Source organism: Sporosarcina cyprini (assembly GCF_022048975.1).
GTDB lineage: Bacteria > Bacillota > Bacilli > Bacillales_A > Planococcaceae > Sporosarcina > Sporosarcina cyprini.
In genome coordinates, this window is the sequence record NZ_JAKMHX010000029.1 from 19,806 (window position 1) to 38,079 (window position 18,274).

Annotated in this window: 18 protein-coding genes and 1 tRNA gene; 1 reads left to right on the forward strand and 18 read right to left on the reverse strand. The window is 47.3% G+C overall.

Annotated features, from left to right (window positions below):
- Nucleotides 1–41: 41 nt before the first annotated feature.
- From L7D49_RS11985 to clpP, 4 genes are all read right to left on the reverse strand, one after another.
- On the reverse strand, nt 42–275 hold the full coding sequence (locus L7D49_RS11985; protein ID WP_238081133.1) for a glutaredoxin family protein: 234 nt from the start codon (nt 273–275) through the stop codon (nt 42–44).
- A 573-nt stretch (nt 276–848) separates the two neighbouring features.
- Complete coding sequence (locus L7D49_RS11990) at nt 849–1,676, reverse strand: TPM domain-containing protein (protein ID WP_238081136.1); 828 nt, start codon at nt 1,674–1,676, stop codon at nt 849–851.
- Nucleotides 1,676–2,254 (reverse strand): LemA family protein, encoded by a 579-nt coding sequence (locus L7D49_RS11995; RefSeq protein WP_238081138.1) that lies wholly within the window; start codon nt 2,252–2,254, stop codon nt 1,676–1,678. Before L7D49_RS11995 ends, L7D49_RS11990 begins: the two co-directional genes overlap by 1 nt.
- A 189-nt stretch (nt 2,255–2,443) precedes the next feature.
- Entirely contained in the window at nt 2,444–3,046 is a 603-nt protein-coding gene (clpP, locus tag L7D49_RS12000) for an ATP-dependent Clp endopeptidase proteolytic subunit ClpP (protein WP_238081140.1), read from the reverse strand.
- Between the two features lie 184 nt (nt 3,047–3,230).
- On the opposite strand from clpP, the gene L7D49_RS12005 reads away from it, so the two are divergent.
- Nucleotides 3,231–3,302: transfer RNA gene (locus L7D49_RS12005), tRNA-Arg, on the forward strand.
- A 141-nt stretch (nt 3,303–3,443) separates the two neighbouring features.
- Here the strand turns inward: L7D49_RS12005 and L7D49_RS12010 are convergent.
- The 14 genes from L7D49_RS12010 to uvrA form a co-directional block, all read right to left on the reverse strand.
- Nucleotides 3,444–3,701, reverse strand: coding sequence for an HPr family phosphocarrier protein (locus L7D49_RS12010; protein ID WP_238081142.1), 258 nt, complete (start codon nt 3,699–3,701; stop codon nt 3,444–3,446).
- A 36-nt stretch (nt 3,702–3,737) separates the two neighbouring features.
- On the reverse strand, nt 3,738–4,679 hold the full coding sequence (whiA, locus tag L7D49_RS12015; protein WP_238081144.1) for a DNA-binding protein WhiA: 942 nt from the start codon (nt 4,677–4,679) through the stop codon (nt 3,738–3,740).
- 30 nt (nt 4,680–4,709) lie between these two features.
- Nucleotides 4,710–5,684 (reverse strand): gluconeogenesis factor YvcK family protein, encoded by a 975-nt coding sequence (locus L7D49_RS12020; protein ID WP_238081146.1) that lies wholly within the window; start codon nt 5,682–5,684, stop codon nt 4,710–4,712.
- Between the two features lie 4 nt (nt 5,685–5,688).
- Nucleotides 5,689–6,576, reverse strand: coding sequence for an RNase adapter RapZ (gene rapZ / locus L7D49_RS12025; RefSeq protein ID WP_238081148.1), 888 nt, complete (start codon nt 6,574–6,576; stop codon nt 5,689–5,691).
- A 5-nt stretch (nt 6,577–6,581) separates the two neighbouring features.
- A complete protein-coding gene (locus tag L7D49_RS12030; RefSeq protein WP_238081150.1) occupies nt 6,582–7,061 on the reverse strand; it encodes an 8-oxo-dGTP diphosphatase in 480 nt (159 codons plus the stop codon).
- 267 nt (nt 7,062–7,328) lie between these two features.
- Complete coding sequence (trxB, locus tag L7D49_RS12035) at nt 7,329–8,279, reverse strand: thioredoxin-disulfide reductase (RefSeq protein ID WP_238081152.1); 951 nt, start codon at nt 8,277–8,279, stop codon at nt 7,329–7,331.
- Between the two features lie 97 nt (nt 8,280–8,376).
- Nucleotides 8,377–9,900: a tetratricopeptide repeat protein gene (locus L7D49_RS12040; protein WP_238081154.1), complete on the reverse strand. Its 1,524-nt coding sequence runs from the start codon at nt 9,898–9,900 to the stop codon at nt 8,377–8,379.
- 90 nt (nt 9,901–9,990) lie between these two features.
- Nucleotides 9,991–10,533: an acyltransferase gene (locus L7D49_RS12045; protein WP_238081156.1), complete on the reverse strand. Its 543-nt coding sequence runs from the start codon at nt 10,531–10,533 to the stop codon at nt 9,991–9,993.
- Nucleotides 10,530–11,183 carry a pyrophosphatase PpaX gene (gene ppaX, locus L7D49_RS12050; protein ID WP_238081159.1) on the reverse strand — a complete coding sequence of 218 codons (654 nt, stop codon included), beginning with the start codon at nt 11,181–11,183 and terminating at the stop codon, nt 10,530–10,532. The genes L7D49_RS12045 and ppaX overlap by 4 nt, the downstream gene beginning before the upstream one ends.
- Entirely contained in the window at nt 11,176–12,117 is a 942-nt protein-coding gene (locus L7D49_RS12055) for a nucleoside recognition domain-containing protein (protein ID WP_238081161.1), read from the reverse strand. The genes ppaX and L7D49_RS12055 overlap by 8 nt, the downstream gene beginning before the upstream one ends.
- Before the next feature lie 16 nt (nt 12,118–12,133).
- Entirely contained in the window at nt 12,134–12,940 is an 807-nt protein-coding gene (gene lgt, locus L7D49_RS12060; RefSeq protein ID WP_238081163.1) for a prolipoprotein diacylglyceryl transferase, read from the reverse strand.
- A 3-nt stretch (nt 12,941–12,943) separates the two neighbouring features.
- Nucleotides 12,944–13,894 carry an HPr(Ser) kinase/phosphatase gene (gene hprK, locus L7D49_RS12065; RefSeq protein WP_238081165.1) on the reverse strand — a complete coding sequence of 317 codons (951 nt, stop codon included), beginning with the start codon at nt 13,892–13,894 and terminating at the stop codon, nt 12,944–12,946.
- Between the two features lie 236 nt (nt 13,895–14,130).
- Nucleotides 14,131–15,294, reverse strand: a complete 1,164-nt coding sequence (locus tag L7D49_RS12070) for a DUF4097 family beta strand repeat-containing protein (RefSeq protein ID WP_238081167.1) — start codon at nt 15,292–15,294, stop codon at nt 14,131–14,133.
- Between the two features lie 105 nt (nt 15,295–15,399).
- A complete protein-coding gene (uvrA, locus tag L7D49_RS12075; RefSeq protein ID WP_238081169.1) occupies nt 15,400–18,273 on the reverse strand; it encodes an excinuclease ABC subunit UvrA in 2,874 nt (957 codons plus the stop codon).
- Between the last annotated feature and the right edge of the window lies 1 nt (nt 18,274).

An 18,274-nucleotide genomic window follows, 5' to 3' on the forward strand; every position in this document is an offset into this window, starting at 1 on the left:
ATAAAAAAATAGATCTTGTATTTATTGTATACCTATTCCTTTCATTTTTCAAACAAATTTAATATGTCAATATAACCGATGGATCCGTACAGTAAAACCTCGCTATCTTTCTCGATTACCGGAATCATCAGCATGTATTTTTCGTGAGCTTCATCGTCCTCTTCAATATTGACCGTCGTCCACGTAAGCGGGACATCTTCTTGCGCCAGCTTCATCATCGCTTCCGCGTCCTCGCATAAATGACAGCCTGGTCTTGTGTAAAAAGTGACTTGCATCGTTTCCACCCTCGTTCTTTGTTATGTATGGGTTGATTATAAGCGATGAGAGAGTGGGAGGACAAGTTGGGTGGGGGTGTGGTGGATGGTTTATGCGCGGGTGGAGGACGAGTATGCTCGGGTACGGGTGTCGTATGCGCGGCTGGGGTTCGTTATGCGCGGGTACGGCTGCTTTATGCGCGCCTGGCTTGTTGGTGGAGTTACTTGCTTCGCGGGATGATAACTATGATTGATTTCTTACTTCGCTCTGAATGCACTTGACCATATAGAGGTTTGATTAGCAGAAACCACATGAATTATCATGTCCTTTATGTAGGGAGAGGTTTATGCGCGGGTGTGCCTGCTGTATGCGCGGCTGGATGACGTGTATGCTCGGGTACGGGTGTCGTATGCGCGGCTGGGGGTTCTTTATGCGCGGGTACGACTACTTTATGCGCGCCCGGCTTGTCGATAGTGACTTCTGCTTCGCGGGTTGGATTAACATGATTGGTTTTTCTTATTCCGCGCTGAATGCACTTGACCATTAACAATAAAAAAACATCCAACCCACAAAGGATTGGATGCCTCATTTCATTACCAGCTTCGGCCACCGCCGCCTCCGCCACCGGAGCCGCCACCGCCGGAGAATCCTCCGCCGCCGCCAAAGCCACCACCACCGAAACCGCCTCCTCCTCCAAAGGAACCTGGGAAGAATATCGGTCCGCGTGATCGACTGCGTCTGCCCGGACCGCCACCGCCTCCACGGCCGCCTCCGCTTCCAAACATTCGGATCAAGAGGAAAATGATGATCAAGATGACGATTGGAGCTGGGATGCCTAATCCCCCACCATCATCCGAGCGTTCGATCGTTTGCACTTGTGCCAGTTCGCCATTCCAGTCATATTCTTTCGCAATTTCATTATAAAATGCTTTATATGCTTCGGTAATGGCCATATCCGGTTCGGGATTATTCTTCTCCAAGTAAGGCATGGAGACATCATCGATGATCCGTCCCACTTTTCCATCTGGGAGCGCTCCCTCCAAGCCATAGCCGACCGTTAAGTAAAACCAACGTTTACCACTTTCATTTGGCACTGTTGTTACTACTAGAAGAGCTCCATTATCTTTCCCTTTTTTACCTAATCCATATTGACGGAGAGCTTCTACAGCATATGTTTCAACTGGTTCATCTCCGATACTATCCAACGTCAGAATCGCCAGCTCCGCGGTAGTTCCGTCATTCAACTGTTTCCCTAAACGATTCAACTCCGCTTTTTGGTCTTCTGATAAAATATTCGCATGGTCTTGCACATACTCATCATATTTGTTCCAAGGAGGGACATCCGCTGCCAATGCCCGTCCCGGCAGGATGGCCGCTATGAAGATGAGGGCCATCAGGATGAAGCGGGATGCGGTGCGCATCAGCCTTTGCCATCCTCAAAGTCAACTTTAGGCGCTTCAGTTGCAGCTGGGTCTGCTTTGAAATATTCTTTTTCATCGAATCCGAAAATGGAAGCGACGAGTTTACCCGGGAAGCGCTTCGTTTGTCGGTTGTAGTTTGCTACCACGTCATTGTAGTCTTTCCGTGCGACACCGATTCTGTTTTCCGTGCCGGCGAGTTCATCCATGAGCTGGGTGAATTGTCGGTCTGCCTTTAATTCCGGATAGTTTTCAACTACGACGAGCAGTCGGCCGAGTGCGCTTGTCAGCTCTGCATCAGCTGCAGCTTGTTCTTCCGGTCCTTTGGCTCCAGCCAAACGGGAGCGGGCATCTGCGATTTCGGTCATGACTTCTTTTTCATGGCTCGCGTATCCTTTCACTGTGTTGACCAAGTTTGGAATCAAATCCAACCGCCGCTGTAATTGGTTTTCGACTTGCGCATATGATTGATCTACATCTTCTTCTAAATTAACGAACTTATTGTAACTCGGGACAAGAATAATACCGAGTACGACGATGATGCCGACGATGACTGCGATCGGTCCTAAAATTTTTTTCATTGAACTCCACTCCTCTTTCATCAATACGTTTCTTGTACCCGATTGCCGGTTGCTCTGAAACGTTGGTTGTCTAATTCTACTGGCTGGCTTGTTAAAAAGTTTCACCTTTTTTGCAGCATACGCTATTCGGGATTGGATTAGACGCAAAACGGCTACCCTCCGGTTTAGAGGATAGCCGCCGATTCTAACTTATTTTGAAAGGTCTTTCATGTCGCTTCTCGTGATGATGTGGTCAATGAGACCATACTCTTTCGCACGCTCTGCAGTCATGAAGTTGTCGCGGTCTGTGTCTTTCGCAATGACTTCGACCGGCTGGCCTGTGCGCTCGGATAGGATTGTGTTCAATTTTTCGCGAAGGAAGAGAATGCGTTTCGCTGCAATTTCAATTTCCGTCGCTTGCCCTTGAGCACCGCCGAGTGGCTGGTGAATCATGACTTCTGCGTTAGGAAGCGCATACCGCTTGCCTTTTGTTCCAGCTGTCAAAAGGAATGAACCCATAGAAGCTGCCATCCCGATACAGATGGTTTGGATGTCCGGCTTGATGAACTGCATCGTATCGTAGATCGCCATACCGGCTGTGATGCTGCCGCCAGGGCTGTTGATGTAGATGGAGACATCTTTTTCTGGATCTTCTGCTTCCAAGAATAATAGTTGTGCTACAATGGAGTTTGCGACGTTGTCGTCGATCGCGCTTCCAAGCATGATGATCCGGTCTTTCAAAAGACGGGAGTAAATGTCGTATGCGCGTTCTCCGCGGTTCGTTTGCTCAATAACTGTAGGTATTAAATTCATTCCATTTCCTCCTTTAAGGTGGATGTTACTATCAGTCTGTTGAAAGTGTATTTCAACTGTACCCTTATCATACCTATTATAGTCAACAATGGTCAAATATAATGCATTTTAAAAAACCTATTGCATTCATTCCACTTCTTTTGTATAATGAAACTTGTCCGTTACAGATATGGACCCTATATATGCCCTCGTGGTGCAATGGATAGCACGCAAGATTCCGGTTCTTGAAATGTGGGTTCGACTCCTGCCGAGGGCGTCCTCAAATACTTTATTCCGATTTGATCTGGATAAAGTATTTTTTTATGTTCAACGAAACGAACCGTTCCTTTTCAAAGAAACGGCGTTCATCTTTAAATTGAGTGCTGGACTGCCATGCGGATCCAGCACTTTTATTTTATCAGTTCTCTTTTTCCACTAACGCAGAAAGCGTATCAATCGCTTTATCTTCGTCCACGCCATCCGCCATCAACGTGATGGACGTTCCTCTTGCTACTGCCAGGCTCATGATGCCCATGATGCTTTTGGCGTTCACTTGACGCTCGTCCTTCTTTAAAAAGACGTCCGCCGAGAAGCGGTTGGCTTCTTGGACGAATAAGGCTGCTTGTCTAGCCTGCAACCCGGTTTTCATTTTCACTTCGACTGTTTTTTCCACCATAACACTTGGCTCCTCTCCACTCACTGATTTCATCTATTACTCAATGCCGCCGCCCCGAAGCTTATCTGCAATCTCTTCGATTTTGCGCAGCCGATGATTCACTCCTGATTTGCTGACCGGACCGCCTGACACCATTTCCCCTAATTCTTTCAAGGTGATATCTTGGTTTTCGACGCGCAGACGCGCGATCTCCTGCAGACGGTCCGGCAATTGATCAATTCCGATCGTGCTTTCAATGAACTTGATATTCTCCACTTGCCGCTGCGCCGCCCCGATCGTTTTGTTCAGGTTAGCCGTTTCGCAATTGACGAGTCGGTTCACGCTATTTCGCATATCCCTCAGGATCCGCACATCTTCAAACTTCATCAAGGAAACATGGGCTCCGATCAGGCTGAGGAAATCAGAAATCTTTTCCGCTTCCTTCAAATATGCGATATAGCCTTTTTTCCGCTCGATCGATTTGGCATTTAGATAAAAACTGTTCATCAATTCCACCAGCGCCTCACTATGCTCCTTATAGAAAGAGAACATCTCCAAGTGATAGGAAGATGTTTCAGGATTGTTCACTGACCCACCGGCCAGGAAAGCGCCTCTCAAATACGCTCGTTTGCAACAGTCATTTTCGACTAAAGGTGCCGCAATCTCATTGTTAAACTGAAATGTGCCAGTCAAAATATACAAATCCTCGAGAAGCTGTTTGGCACCTTCCCTGATTCTACATATGTATATATTGTTCTTCTTCAGCCTCATTTTTTTCCGTACGAGCAATTCCACTTTATAAGGATATAGTTTCTTGACGTTGGAATACAAACGCCTGGCAATCGCCGCGTTTTCTGTTTGAACATCCAGGCTCAGCTGTTTGTTCGAGAAGGAGAGAGCGCCGTTCATCCGAATGAATGCCGAAATCTCGGCTTTGATGCAACAATCATCGGACTCCACTTGCGTCAATTCCTTCTTCACTTCTGCCGCAAAAGACATGATAAACCCCTTTCCCGGCACTTCCACATGTTAACGAGCCGTTTCATTTTCAATAAAGTCCATTACCCATGAGGCAACTTTATCCGCATCATGGATGACCCTGCCGTCAGTTACAATTGAAATGGGCTCAATAAAGATCCGGGGCACAATTTCCCGCAGCACCTCTATATCATTCTCCACTTGCCACACTTGGCCGGAAAGTCCCTCCGCTTGCAGCTCGGCTGATAAATCCGTCCCATTCAACAGAACCGTATCAATAAAATTTGTTTCCGCATGATCATGCAGTGCTTTTACATGCTCTGACGCTGTATAGCGATAGGTCTCTCCCGCCTGCGTTGTCAGATTGCCAATATATATTTTCTTCGCCGCAGCCGCCACTACCGCATCCCGGATGTCCCGTACCAGGATGGTCGGAAGGATGCTTGTGTATAGACTGCCCGGTCCGAAGATAATCAAATCCGCTTGTTGAATCGCCTCCACCGTTTCCGGCAGCGGCTCTACCTCTTGCGGAGACAGATAGACCCTTCTGATTTTGCTTCCATACACGGGAATTTTCGATTCCCCTGTCACTATTGTCCCATCATCCAGTTCTGCATGCAACGTAATTCGTTGATTGGCAGCTGGCAAGACTTTCCCTTTGATGTTCAACACCCTGCCCATCTTCTCGATTGCCCGGGCAAAATCCCCGGTAATATCGGTCAGTGCAGCAAGCATCAGATTGCCTAGTGAATGGCCTTTTAGATCGTCAGATGTCGCAAAACGATATTGGAACATCTTCTCAATTAAAGGCTCAACATCTGAAAGCGCTGCCATTACTTGGCGGATATCCCCAGGAGGTGGAATATTGTATTGATCCAATAACCTCCCGGAACTCCCCCCGTCGTCAGCTACCGTAACGATTGCGGTCAGTTCGACAGGGAATTTCTTTAATCCGCGCAGCAATGTGGACAATCCGGTGCCGCCTCCAAAGACGACAATTTTTTTCATTTTACCGGATTGCATCATGTTGTCAACCCTTTCTTTTCTCAATATCCCGGTGGGTAATGATCGTCCGGTATTCTTCCTTGAACCGATTGCCAAAGTACTCGGCTAACGTAACCGAACGGTGCTGGCCCCCAGTGCAGCCGAAAGCGATGACCACTTGGGATTTCCCCTCATTTTTATATTGCGGGATGAGGAATTTAAACAGATCTGTCAGTTTCTCGATCAGCATCTGCGTATCATTCCATTTCAGGACATATTCCGATACTTCCGATTCCAATCCAGTTTTCGGCTTCAACTCCTGGATGTAGTACGGGTTTGGCAAAAACCGGACGTCGAACACTACATCCGCGTCAATCGGCATGCCATGCTTGAAACCAAAGGAGATGAAATTGACCGTAAACAACGTGCTTCCTTTAGCGGAGAACTCAGCCATAATCTTCTCTCGCAGCTCTCGCGGCTTCAGTTTCGAAGTGTTATAGATGGAGCGAGCCCGGCCTTTCAATTCTGAAAGCAGTAGCCGTTCCTTCCGGATGCCGGTGAGCGGCAGGCCGCCTTCGGCTAACGGATGCGAACGCCGAGTCTCTTTGTAGCGTCTGACCAGGGTTTCATCTTCTGCGTCCAGGAACAGCAGCTTGACAGAAACTCCTTCCAGCTGGTTCAACTCATCGAGTGCACCAATGAGCGAATCAAACAGATCGCCGCCGCGCGTATCCATGACAGCCGCGATACGTCGCATTTTCGTTTCAGATCTCATCATTAGATTTAAAAATGTTACCATCAGTTCAGGCGGCAAATTATCGATGCAATAAAACCCTAAATCCTCGAAACTCTGCATCGCGACGGTTTTCCCGGCACCTGACATGCCGGTAATGATAACGACTTCTACATCACTGTTCGGTTTTTCGTTTTCCATTCTAGTCAATCACCCTCCGTTGAATTTTGAAGTTCATATCGCAACAACTTAAATTCCTCGGTATAATAAAACGTGCCGTACTGGATGGACTGTGGCTCTGACACAGCAAACAAGAGATTCATGCGGTCTCCTTCTGCCATCGGCAATGTGTGCAGCGCTTCCGTGTCATGCCACTCCAGCTCACCTTCCCTGTTCGACTCGTACGGTGTGCCCGTTAAGTCGGTCGCGGCAAATGTGAACAACATCCACTCGTCCATCACTTCTTTGCCTTCCTCATCCATGATCATCATCGTATAGATGCCTTTCAGATGCGGCTTTACTGGCACAGCTCCAGTTTCCTCAGTGAATTCACGAATGGCTGCCTCATATATCGACTCGCCCGGGTCCATCTTGCCGCCGGGCGCAACATACCAACCTCTTCTTGGCTTTTTTAATAAAAGAACTTGCCCGTCCTTGACGACAAGTAAATTTGCGATTCTTTGCATAGGCGTTCCTCACTTTTTAGCATGCATATAACTAGTATACAACGATTTTGATGCAACAACAAAAAAAGAAGGCAACCTGACCGAAGAACGGCAGATCACCTTAAAACTTGCTATATAAAAAGGGGGGTCAATTGATACTTCTACTATAACCTAAAGTTGTTTCATTACCATTACAGGCATATTAAGGTTTGATTAAGTAGGATTTTAATAAATCAGGCGAGGAAATCCATTTTACTTCACCAGATCCAATTGATACATCCCTGCTTCTTATGCGTTGGCTTCTAGCTTCTCCGCCAATTCCTCAACATACTTCTGGCAGTTTTGTGCGGCAATACTTCCGTCACCAGTTGCTGTAACAACTTGACGCAACGTCTTTTGACGAACATCGCCTGCTGCATAGATGCCCGGGATGGATGTTTCCATCTCCTCATTTGTTACGATATAGCCGTTTTCATCCAAGATGCCTAGGTTCTTGAATGGCGCTGTCAGAGGGTCCATGCCGATGTAGATGAACATACCCTCTGTTTTGAATTCTGTCTCGGAACCATCCACAGTCGAAACGAGTGTGACAGAACTGATTTTGTTGTTCTCGCCATTCACTTGCTTGACAGTCGAATTCCATATGAAATCGATTTTTTCATTCGCAAACGCACGGTCTTGAAGAATCTTTTGTGCGCGCAGCTCATCACGGCGGTGGATAATCGTTACTTTCTTCGCGAAGCGAGTCAAGTATGTGCCTTCTTCAACAGCCGAGTCACCGCCGCCAATTACGACGATCTCTTTGTCTTTATAGAACGCACCGTCACATACCGCACAATAGCTGACGCCGCGGCCTTGAAGTTCTTTTTCTCCAGGGATGCCCATCTTACGATATTCCGCACCCGTTGAGATGATGATGGAGCGTGCTTTATATTGTTTTTTACCGGAGATGATTGTTTTGTATTCTTCTCCGTCGATGATTTCATTCACGTCGCCGTATGCGTATTCCGCACCGAAACGCTTCGCATGATCCATCATCTTCGTCGATAAGTCCGGTCCTAAGATGGACTCAAAGCCCGGATAGTTTTCGATTTCTTCTGTATTTGCCATCTGGCCGCCAGGAATACCGCGTTCCAGCATTAGCGTCGACAGACTGCCGCGAGATGTATAAACCGCAGCTGTCATTCCCGCAGGACCAGCTCCAATTATAATCACATCATAAATCTTCTCAGTTGACATGAAAATTCCTCCTCTGATACAAGTAAGCCTGCTCAAATCATATAAGATTCTAGTAGACCATTCAATTTTTCTGCTTGCTTCGACATCCTTCCTTAGCTTAGGAGTTGAAGTGAGGGAGAAACTCAATCAATTCATTGACATATTTCGTCAACGTCTTCACCGAAATACCGTATTTTTCAGCCAAGGCGGTCTTCGTCACACCGGGGTGCCGGGATGACAGGAACATATAATCAGCCGCAGCGGCAAGGGCATGCGGGTTTTTGAATGGGTATTTTTTGACGAGCGCCATTTCACATAGGGTGAACCACATTTGGAATAAATGCGTTCCTTCCTTATCTAACGGCTGATATGCATCATAGAGCAGATCTGTCGTTTCCAGAGCACGCAAGAAGTAATCTTCAAATCCGGCTCCTGCCGAAAAATCATAATGCAGGCTATGCGCAAGAAACAGTTGCTCGTACACACTTAATTTTGAAACATCAATATACGTAGGATGCGAAATGATCTCCTGCTTATGCGCAGATTTGCCGAGCAAATAGAACCCTAACAGTCTTTCACTGCGATATTTGTTTGCGATTTTGCTAAGCAAAAATTCCCGGTCTTGCTCATAGGATTCCGGCCGGGCAGATGAATGGACGTCTTTCCAAGGTTCAAATCCTGCCTTGGACGGATCCAATTCGACGAGCTTGGCATACGCTTGCTTCGCCATCTCCTCGTGCCCCGAAAAATAAGCGGAGTGGGCCAGCCAAAAATAATAGCCCGCATCCCCTTCAAACCCTCTCTTTTGCAAGCTGCGCAGCCAGTTGTATGCTTCCTCATGCTTGCCGACAAGCGCAAACGTCGCGCCTAGCTTGTAGCGATGTTCAAACTGATACGGTTTGATCTTTAACAAGAGTTCAAGTAAGGAATCGAGTTTCTCCTTATCTTTCTCATAATAATAAAAGACCGCGAGATTACAGAGGGCATGCAAGTTCCCTTTGTTCTTCTGTAAGACTTCATCTAATAACTCCTTGGCGGGCGCTATTTTTCCAATATAGAAATACGCCAGTGCCAAGTTATTATAGGCTGCCCAAAACTCTGGATAATCGACGATGATGGACTCCAGAATGTCGACCGCCTCTTCAAAGTTGCCCGACTCCATGAGCCGGCGCGCTTTCTCCTGCAAGAAATACACTTCACTGTCCGGCATCTCTTCTTCATCGAAGTACGCTTCCTCTTGCTCAGCAAAATCGATGATTTCCATCGACTCATCTGCCAAGGGGCCGTCCGGTGCGAGAGCAATATATTTCTCCGCATAAATCTTGGCGTCACGAAGCAGGCCTAAGTGGGCATGCACTTCTGCCAAGTAAAAAATGATTTCCTCTTCTTCGGGGTTCAAGCCATGAGCAGCTGTCAGCAATTCATAGGCTTCCTCAAAACGCCCCTCCTCCATTACGAGTACACCGTAATGCATAAGAATAAGAGGATCATTCGGGCTTAGTTCAACTGCGCGCCCAAAATATTTATGGGCATCGCTGAACTTGTCGCGCTGCATCGCCTGCAAGCCCTTCTTATAGTAAAACTCACCATCCGGGATAAATGAAATGACCTTCTTATTTATGTTGTTACGCTTATTATCCAATCATATTCCTCCGAAAAAAGTTAGAAGGAACGCACAGTACGTCCCTTCCAACAAACTTGCTTCATTATATCATAACTTCTAGTATCGTCATCACTTTTTGACAGAATCCGTCAACGGGGCCTCTTTTGCCTTGCGCTCGCGCATTTGCTCCGCTGTATAAATAATGCGTACCGGATTGCCGCCTGCGAGAGAACCAGGCGGGATATCCCGATTGACAAGGGAAGCCGCCGAGACGATGGCCCCGTCGCCAATCTCCACGCCAGGCAAGATTGTCGTATTGGCTCCGATCATCACTTCGCTGCCGATCACCACATCGCCAAGGCGGTATTCGTCAATCAAATACTCATGTGCCAAGATCGTCGTATTGAAACCGATAATCGTGTTCTCTCCTACTTTGATCCGTTCCGGAAACATCGTATCCGGCATGACCATTAAGGCGAAGGATGTCCGATCACCGATTTCCATCTTCAAGAACGTGCGATACAGAAAGTTCTTCATCGGGATGAACGGTGTATAGCGGGCGATCTGAATAACCAAAAAGTTTTTTGCCACTTTCCAAAAGGAGACTGTCTTATATATATGCCAGAGGGAATTAGCGCCCCCTACCGTCTTATACCTCTCCGTCCGTCTCACTGTTCTTCTCCATTTACAATAGCAAGAAGATCAGAAATATGCTGCAGCATATAATCAGGATGATACGTTCGTAAAAATGCCTCTCCCTTAAGGGACCAGGCAACGCCCGCTGTACGGACGCCGGCATTCTTTCCACCTTCTATATCATGATAGTTATCTCCGATCATGATGGCCTCATCCGCTTCAACACCCAATCGTTGCAATGCAAGCAGGAGAGGCTCGGGATCCGGTTTGGGCTTTTGCACATCGTCCACGCCAATAATCGTCTCAAATACGTCTTCCACTTGAAGAAGGCGCAACCCTCTCAGGATCATCTCATGTCTCTTTGTAGAGACAATCGCCATTTTTATACCTAATGCATGCAGCTTATGTAACGTATCGGCTACTCCTTCGAACTCCGTAACCAATTCGTCATGATGTTCAAGATTCCAATCCCGATATTCCGTTACAAGCTGATCTGCTTTTAGAGGATCTACTGTACCGAACGACTCCACCAAAGTTGGACCGAGGAAGGGGATAATATGTTCACGCAAATATTTTCCTGGGTAATGACGGTCGAGCACCGTTTGGAATGTCTGGATGATCAATTCATTTGTATCCAGTAACGTACCGTCAAAATCGAATAGTAATGCTTTGATTGGTTTAGCCATTCACAATGACCTCCTTCTGTTTCTGTCGTTCAGCTTGCTTCCAAAAATAGGCCACTACGATGGTCAGCACAAATGCAGTCACAAGGCGGATGAGCAATAAAGGCAAAATTGGAATGCCTAGCGGCACGAAAATCAGCGTATCTTCCACTACGGCATGACAGGCGACAAGGAAAATAAAAGCTAATGTGGCATCTCGTTTGCTGACGCCGTCCTCCTGCACTGCCTGAATCATCACGCCGGCTCCATAAGCCAATCCGATGACAAGACCTGCGACAAGTGTCATTGACGCATTCGGCTGAACTCCGATTACCTTTGTAAAAGGTGCCAATCCATTTGAAAACTTTTGTAAATAATTTCGGTCTTTCAAGAATTGGACGATCACCATCAATGGAATGACAATGAGTGCCAACTGTAAAATGCCGAAGGAAGCTTTCTGTAAACCAAGAAGCCCGATTTCAACCCAGCCTTCCGGTGCGGCAGTCGCTTGGGGCGCCATGCCATACTTCGCAAGTTCGCCTCCGCCTTTCCAGAAAAGGTTGATGATAATGCCGGAAAATGCCGCCAGACCGAACCGGACGACGAGGACGACCCAAAGTTTAACCCCGACCTTCAATGCCACCCCGGTCTCGATGAATATATTGTGGGCAAAACTTAACATGATGGCGATAATGAAAACTTCCTTCACGGTCAGATCAAGCGATAATATACCCGCAATGCCCGCATATAAGTTCAAAGCATTCCCTAACACGAGCGGAATGGCCGCTTCCCCACTAAGGCCGAATATTCCCATGAAAGGGGAAACCAGCTTCACGACCCACGGCAAAATCGGTGTATGCTGCAGGATGACAACTAGGATTGTAATCGGGAAAATGATCTTCCCTAATGTCCATGTCGTTTTCAATCCTGCTTTCAAGCCATTTTGTACTGTTCTCATTTCCCCGGCCCCTTGCTTATTTATCTTGATAGTTCACTTCTACTTTCTGTATGAAACGTCTGTAAATGAACAGGCTCACTCCAGCTATGATGGCAATGATGGAAACAATTTGCGCAGCCCTGAGATCCCCGCCATACAAGCTGTCTGTCCGCATGCCTTCAATGAAGAATCGTCCGATCGAATACCAGACGAGATAGAAGAAGAACACCTCTCCGCGTTTCAGATTCATTCTCCGGATGACTAAAACGATCAGCAGCCCGACAACATTCCAGAGAGATTCGTACAGGAAGGTCGGATGATATGTCACGCCATCGATCGTCATTTGATTCATAATCCAATCAGGAATGATCGTGTTCTGCTTAAACGATTCGGATACCGGTCCACCATGCGCCTCCTGATTGACGAAGTTCCCCCATCTGCCGATGATTTGGCCAATCAAAATGCCCGGAACCGCAATATCAGCGACTTTCCAAAACGAAATGCCACGCTTCTTCGTATAAATATACGTAGTCAGGAATGCCCCGATGAGAGCTCCATGGATCGCTATGCCGCCTTCCCATACTTTAATAATGTCGGCAGGATGATCCTTATAAATATCCCATTGGAAGATAACATAATATATCCTCGCACTAATGATCGAGATCGGCACGGCCCAAATGAGCAAGTCCGTCAGAAAATCAGGATGCATCCCCCGCTTAACCATTTCCCGCTGCACAACGATGAAAGCCAACACGATTCCGAGTGTGATTAAGATGCCGTACCAACGGACTGAAATCGGCCCGAGCTCAAATGCAACCGGATTGATTGCAGCTAATTCAAACATAAATCATTCGTTCCCCTCTGTTTCCACAGGTATTGTTTTCCTGTTTATTTCCATTTCTAGTTTCTTTGTAAAATTCTCGGCTGCATTGATCCCAAGACGTTTCATCCGGTAATCCATGGCAGCGACTTCGATGATAACCGATAAATTCCGTCCCGGCCGCACCGGCACCGTCAGCTTGGTCAACTCGGAGTCCATGATCGCCATCTTCTCCTCATCGATGCCTAACCGGTCATATACTTTTTCCGGATCCCATACTTCTAGATCAATGACGAGCAAAATACGTTTATCATCTTTTACTGCGCTCGCCCCGAATAACGTCATCATATCAATGATGCCGATGCCCCGTATCTCTAGCATATGCCGAAGCAGTTTCGGCGCATTGCCGATTAATACATTTTTGGCGACTTGCCTAATTTCAATACTATCATCTGCTACCAGGCGGTGGCCCCGTTTCACCAGTTCCAGTGCGGTCTCACTTTTTCCTACACCACTTTTACCGGTAATGAGCACGCCAATTCCATACACATCCACCAATACCCCATGCACCGTAGTCATCGGCGCAAGACGCCCCTCTAAAAAATTCGTCAGCATGCCCGAAAAACGAGTAGTCGGATTATCGGTCTGCAGGACGGGGATTTGGCACTTCTCGGCAGCCGCTTGCAGCTCCTCGGGCGCTTCCTCTCCATGCGCAACAATAATGGCAGGCGTCATGTCGGAGCAGAGCCGCTCCATCCGTGCCATCCGAACTTCAGCCGGAAGGCTATAAAAAAATGCTAGCTCCGTTTTACCTAATAATTGCACGCGTGCGGCGGGATAATATTCAAAAAAACCGGCTAATTCCAGGCCAGGCCTTGAGATATCACTTAATGTAATGCTACGGTTCAGTCCTGCTTCTCCTGCTAACAGCGCAAGATCGAACTTTTCTTGTATATCCTTGACTATCACCTTTGACAATATTCCCCCACCTCTCTTCGTATGTCCTTGCACCATTTTACCATGAACCGTTTCAATTGAAATCAATTCTGCGTGCGAACGGATAATTGGATAAAACTTCTGGTCTAATCATGAGAACTTTTGAGAGGCACCGTTCATGCTATACGTTTGTTTAGGGACTACTCACTATTCTGCTCCAAGCGACACAGATAAGAGCCGTCATGAATGAAACTCATGACGGCTCTTCTTTTCAGATGTTATTTCACATTGTAACAAACGATGACTGAGCCTGTTTTGGCTTCCCCATTAATGAAGAGCGGCGTGCGTTCTTCTTCAGAATTCTTATGGAAACCGATGGATCGCTGCAAGAACTGCTCTTCCACTCGTGTGCGATGTACGTCGTGAAGCTGCAAGTCAAGACGTCCCATGTTCGTTGAAATCTCACCAGTTAACGGAACGTCGGATGGCACGTAGATTTCTACAGAGCCACTGACTGTACGGGCTTCTACTTTGCGTGCATCATTATCAGTTGTTGTCACAACGACATGACCGTTAAGGGATTTCGCTTCCACGTCCTTGATCGCACCACTGACATATACCCGGCCGTTCATTGTTTCAGCATCCAGTTCTTGTCCGGTAACTTCCTTCAGCTGAATCTTCCCATTGCCTGTTTCCAGCTGTGCTTCTCCGAAAACTAAGTGGGAGCCTTCAATTTTACCGTTTGCCGTCTTGCAGTACAGCTTTTCTGTCGCCAAGTCGTTCAAAACAGTTTCCCCGTTCAACAATCGAATCGATAGCTTCTCATAATCCTTCTTCGGTACCGTGAGGATCACGTTAACTTGCGTCAATTTCAAATCACTGACGAGACGGAGTCGGCCTTCATCATTCATGAAGACAAGTTTTTTAAGGAATTCCTCTTTCGCTTCTTCTTCTGTTTTCTGATTGAACACCTTCACAGTGAAGTCGGCAACCACTTCATTGTTTTCAGTGTCTTCATTCACCTGGATCGTCAATTTCCCATTATCGATGTCCACGATGATTTCTTTCAGATCATCCACTGGTTTAATAACAGAATGTGTGAATGTACTGCCTGAGCCGAACGGTGCATCGAAGTCGAAAGTTTTTACCCGTTGCACAGCCGTCTGCATGAATTGCATGAATCGTTCTCCGACATGCCCGACATCTTTCCGCAAATCATTTAGGAAGTCATCCATGGATTCGTCCCTTTTTGCCGATTTCGGCTCTTCTTCCACCCGGCCTTCATATGTAGGCTCTTTATACGAAGTGTCAGATGAATTGTCCACCTTCGCAGAGGCCCCATTTGAATTCTTCTCCATCGCTTCCAATAGAGTAAGCGCCTCTTCGATTGTAATGGTACCGTTTTCTACCATAGTCAGGATACGTTTGCGTTCATTTTGCATTGTTCCGCCTCCTCATTAGTAACGGGTGGATCACCATCCGTAAGCAAAAAACGGCTGCCACCCATTTTGTAATACTTATATATACGAATCGGAAGTGCGGAAGTTTCACTTGCTGACGGATTGTGCTTCCTCAATTTTCATTTTCATTCGCTCACGGTCCCGTACCAAGATCGGTTTTAAATACCTACCCGTGTAGGAAGCCTGTACTTCCGCCACTTCCTCAGGTGTTCCGGTAGCAATGATCTGTCCGCCTTTTTGCCCGCCTTCCGGTCCAAGATCAATAATATGGTCGACTGTCTTGATGACATCCAAATTATGCTCGATGACAAGGACAGTATTCCCTGTATCGACCAGTCTTTGTAAGACGAGGAGCAATTTCGAAATATCATGGACATGAAGACCTGTCGTCGGTTCATCCAAAATGTAGAACGTCTTGCCATTGGAACGCTTGTGCAATTCTGAAGCCAGTTTCACACGCTGCGCTTCACCGCCGGACAATGTAGTCGCAGGCTGACCCAATTGAACATAGCCAAGCCCCACATCCACGATCGTCTGAAGCTTTCTGCTGATCTTCGGTATATTTTCGAAGAAGATCAACGCATCTTCCACTGTCATCTCCAGGACGTCCGCAATATTTTTACCTTTGTATGTGACTTCCAACGTTTCTCGGTTGTACCGTTTCCCATGGCAAACCTCACAAGGAACATAGACATCGGGAAGGAAGTGCATCTCGATCTTAATGATGCCGTCCCCTCGGCATGCTTCACAACGGCCGCCTTTCACATTGAAGCTGAACCGTCCTTTTTTATAGCCGCGCACTTTTGCTTCATTCGTCATCGCAAATACATCCCGAATATCATCAAAGACGCCTGTGTATGTCGCAGGATTCGACCGCGGCGTACGACCGATCGGAGATTGATCGATATCAATTACCTTTTCGAGTTCCTCGACTCCGGAAACCGAATCGAATTCGCCCGGCTTCTGCTTCGAGCGGTTCAATTTTTGGGCGAGCACTTTATAAAGCACTTCATTGACAAGCGTACTTTTCCCGGATCCTGAAACGCCAGTCACCGCAATGAATTGACCGAGCGGGAAGTCGACATCGACATGTTTCAAGTTGTTTTCCGAAGCACCTGTAATGCTCACTTTCCGGCCATCCGGCTCTCTTCTTTCGAGCGGCAGCGGAATGAAACGTTTCCCGCTTAAATATTGACCCGTCAAAGAATTCGGGTCCGCCATAATCTCCTCTGGCGTGCCGGCAGAAACAATCCGACCTCCAGCCGCTCCAGCTCCCGGACCGATATCAATCAAATAATCGGCGGCCATCATCGTATCTTCATCGTGTTCGACGACAATGAGCGTATTCCCGATATCCCGCATATCTTGGAGCGTGCCAATCAGGCGGTCATTGTCCCGTTGGTGAAGTCCGATAGACGGTTCATCTAAGATATAAAGGACACCGGTTAAGCGGGAGCCGATTTGAGTCGCCAGCCGGATCCGCTGTGCTTCCCCACCGGACAACGTACCCGCCGCTCGGGATAACGTTAAATAATCGAGGCCGACATTAATGAGAAACCCGAGTCTCTCTTCAATCTCCCGCAAAATCATATTGGCGATTTGGCGGTCTTTCTCTGATAGAGTCAGGCCTTTAAAGAAACGGTCTGCCTCCGTTATCGATAATTCTGTCACTTGGCCTACATGGCGGCCGTTCACTTTCACTGCTAGCGCCTCTTGCTTCAGGCGGTAGCCATGGCATGCCGGACAAGGCCGCTGCGCCATGTATTTTTCCATTTGCTCCCTAATATAATCGGAAGACGTTTCGCGAAAACGCCTTTCCACATTCGCCAATACCCCTTCGAAGTAAATATTGTTCACACGGGTATTGCCGAATTCATTTGTATATTTAAATTTGATAAGATCGTCCCTCGAACCGTAAAGCAATTTGTTCAAATCCTCATCCGATAGCTCGCTCACCGGATCTGTCATGGAAATGCCGAAATGCTTCGCGACTGTCTTGAGCAATTCAGGATAATATTGTGAGCTGGTTGGCTCCCATGGAGCGATGGCATTTTCTTTTAACGACAAAGCACGATCGGGGATGACCAGATCAGGATCCACTTCCAGCTTCGTGCCAAGCCCATCACATTCCGGACACGCTCCAAAAGGACTGTTGAAAGAGAACATTCTTGGTTCCAGCTCTCCGATGGAAAAACCACAGAGCGGACAGGCATGATGTTCACTGAATAGTAATTCCTCTCCGTCGATGATATCGACGAGCACCATTCCTTCAGCTAAACGCAGTGCAGATTCGAGCGAGTCGCTCAACCGTGATTCAATGCCTTCTTTTAAAACAATCCGGTCAATTACCACTTCGATTGTATGCTTTTTATTCTTATTCAGTTCGATGTTGTCATCGAGGTCCATCGTCTCCCCGTCGACGCGGATCCGCACATATCCCTGCTTCTTAATATCTTCTATTAATTTGGCATGGGTGCCTTTCCGTCCCGATACGACGGGAGCCAGCACTTGCAGTCGTGTCCTCTCGGGGAACTCCATTATCCGGTCGACCATCTGCTCAATCGTCTGGGACGTAATTTCTGTTCCGTGCACCGGACAGATCGGTTTGCCGATTCGCGCATAGAGCAATCGTAAATAATCATAGATTTCGGTTACCGTACCGACCGTGGATCTCGGGTTACGGCTCGTCGTCTTTTGGTCGATCGAGATGGCAGGAGACAGCCCTTCGATGGCATCCACATCGGGTTTGTCCATCTGTCCAAGGAATTGGCGTGCATAGGCGGACAGCGACTCGACATATCTGCGCTGGCCTTCCGCATAGATCGTATCGAAAGCGAGCGACGATTTCCCGGATCCGGACAGACCGGTCATTACGACCAGCTTGTCACGCGGAATCGTTACGTCAATATTTTTTAAGTTATGGGCTCGTGCCCCTTGAATGACTATCTCATTCTTCCTCATG

Bases quoted from the DNA above. Each gene is read 5' to 3' on its own strand.
- L7D49_RS11985 (WP_238081133.1), bottom strand. From the start codon at position 275: ATGCAAGTCACTTTTTACACAAGACCAGGCTGTCATTTATGCGAGGAC.
- L7D49_RS11990 (WP_238081136.1), bottom strand. From the start codon at position 1,676: ATGCGCACCGCATCCCGCTTCATCCTGATGGCCCTCATCTTCATAGCG.
- L7D49_RS11995 (WP_238081138.1), bottom strand. From the start codon at position 2,254: ATGAAAAAAATTTTAGGACCGATCGCAGTCATCGTCGGCATCATCGTC.
- clpP (WP_238081140.1), bottom strand. From the start codon at position 3,046: ATGAATTTAATACCTACAGTTATTGAGCAAACGAACCGCGGAGAACGC.
- L7D49_RS12010 (WP_238081142.1), bottom strand. From the start codon at position 3,701: ATGGTGGAAAAAACAGTCGAAGTGAAAATGAAAACCGGGTTGCAGGCT.
- whiA (WP_238081144.1), bottom strand. From the start codon at position 4,679: ATGTCTTTTGCGGCAGAAGTGAAGAAGGAATTGACGCAAGTGGAGTCC.
- L7D49_RS12020 (WP_238081146.1), bottom strand. From the start codon at position 5,684: ATGATGCAATCCGGTAAAATGAAAAAAATTGTCGTCTTTGGAGGCGGC.
- rapZ (WP_238081148.1), bottom strand. From the start codon at position 6,576: ATGGAAAACGAAAAACCGAACAGTGATGTAGAAGTCGTTATCATTACC.
- L7D49_RS12030 (WP_238081150.1), bottom strand. From the start codon at position 7,061: ATGCAAAGAATCGCAAATTTACTTGTCGTCAAGGACGGGCAAGTTCTT.
- trxB (WP_238081152.1), bottom strand. From the start codon at position 8,279: ATGTCAACTGAGAAGATTTATGATGTGATTATAATTGGAGCTGGTCCT.
- ppaX (WP_238081159.1), bottom strand. From the start codon at position 11,183: ATGGCTAAACCAATCAAAGCATTACTATTCGATTTTGACGGTACGTTA.
- L7D49_RS12055 (WP_238081161.1), bottom strand. From the start codon at position 12,117: ATGAGAACAGTACAAAATGGCTTGAAAGCAGGATTGAAAACGACATGG.
- lgt (WP_238081163.1), bottom strand. From the start codon at position 12,940: ATGTTTGAATTAGCTGCAATCAATCCGGTTGCATTTGAGCTCGGGCCG.
- L7D49_RS12070 (WP_238081167.1), bottom strand. From the start codon at position 15,294: ATGCAAAATGAACGCAAACGTATCCTGACTATGGTAGAAAACGGTACC.
- uvrA (WP_238081169.1), bottom strand. From the start codon at position 18,273: ATGAGGAAGAATGAGATAGTCATTCAAGGGGCACGAGCCCATAACTTA.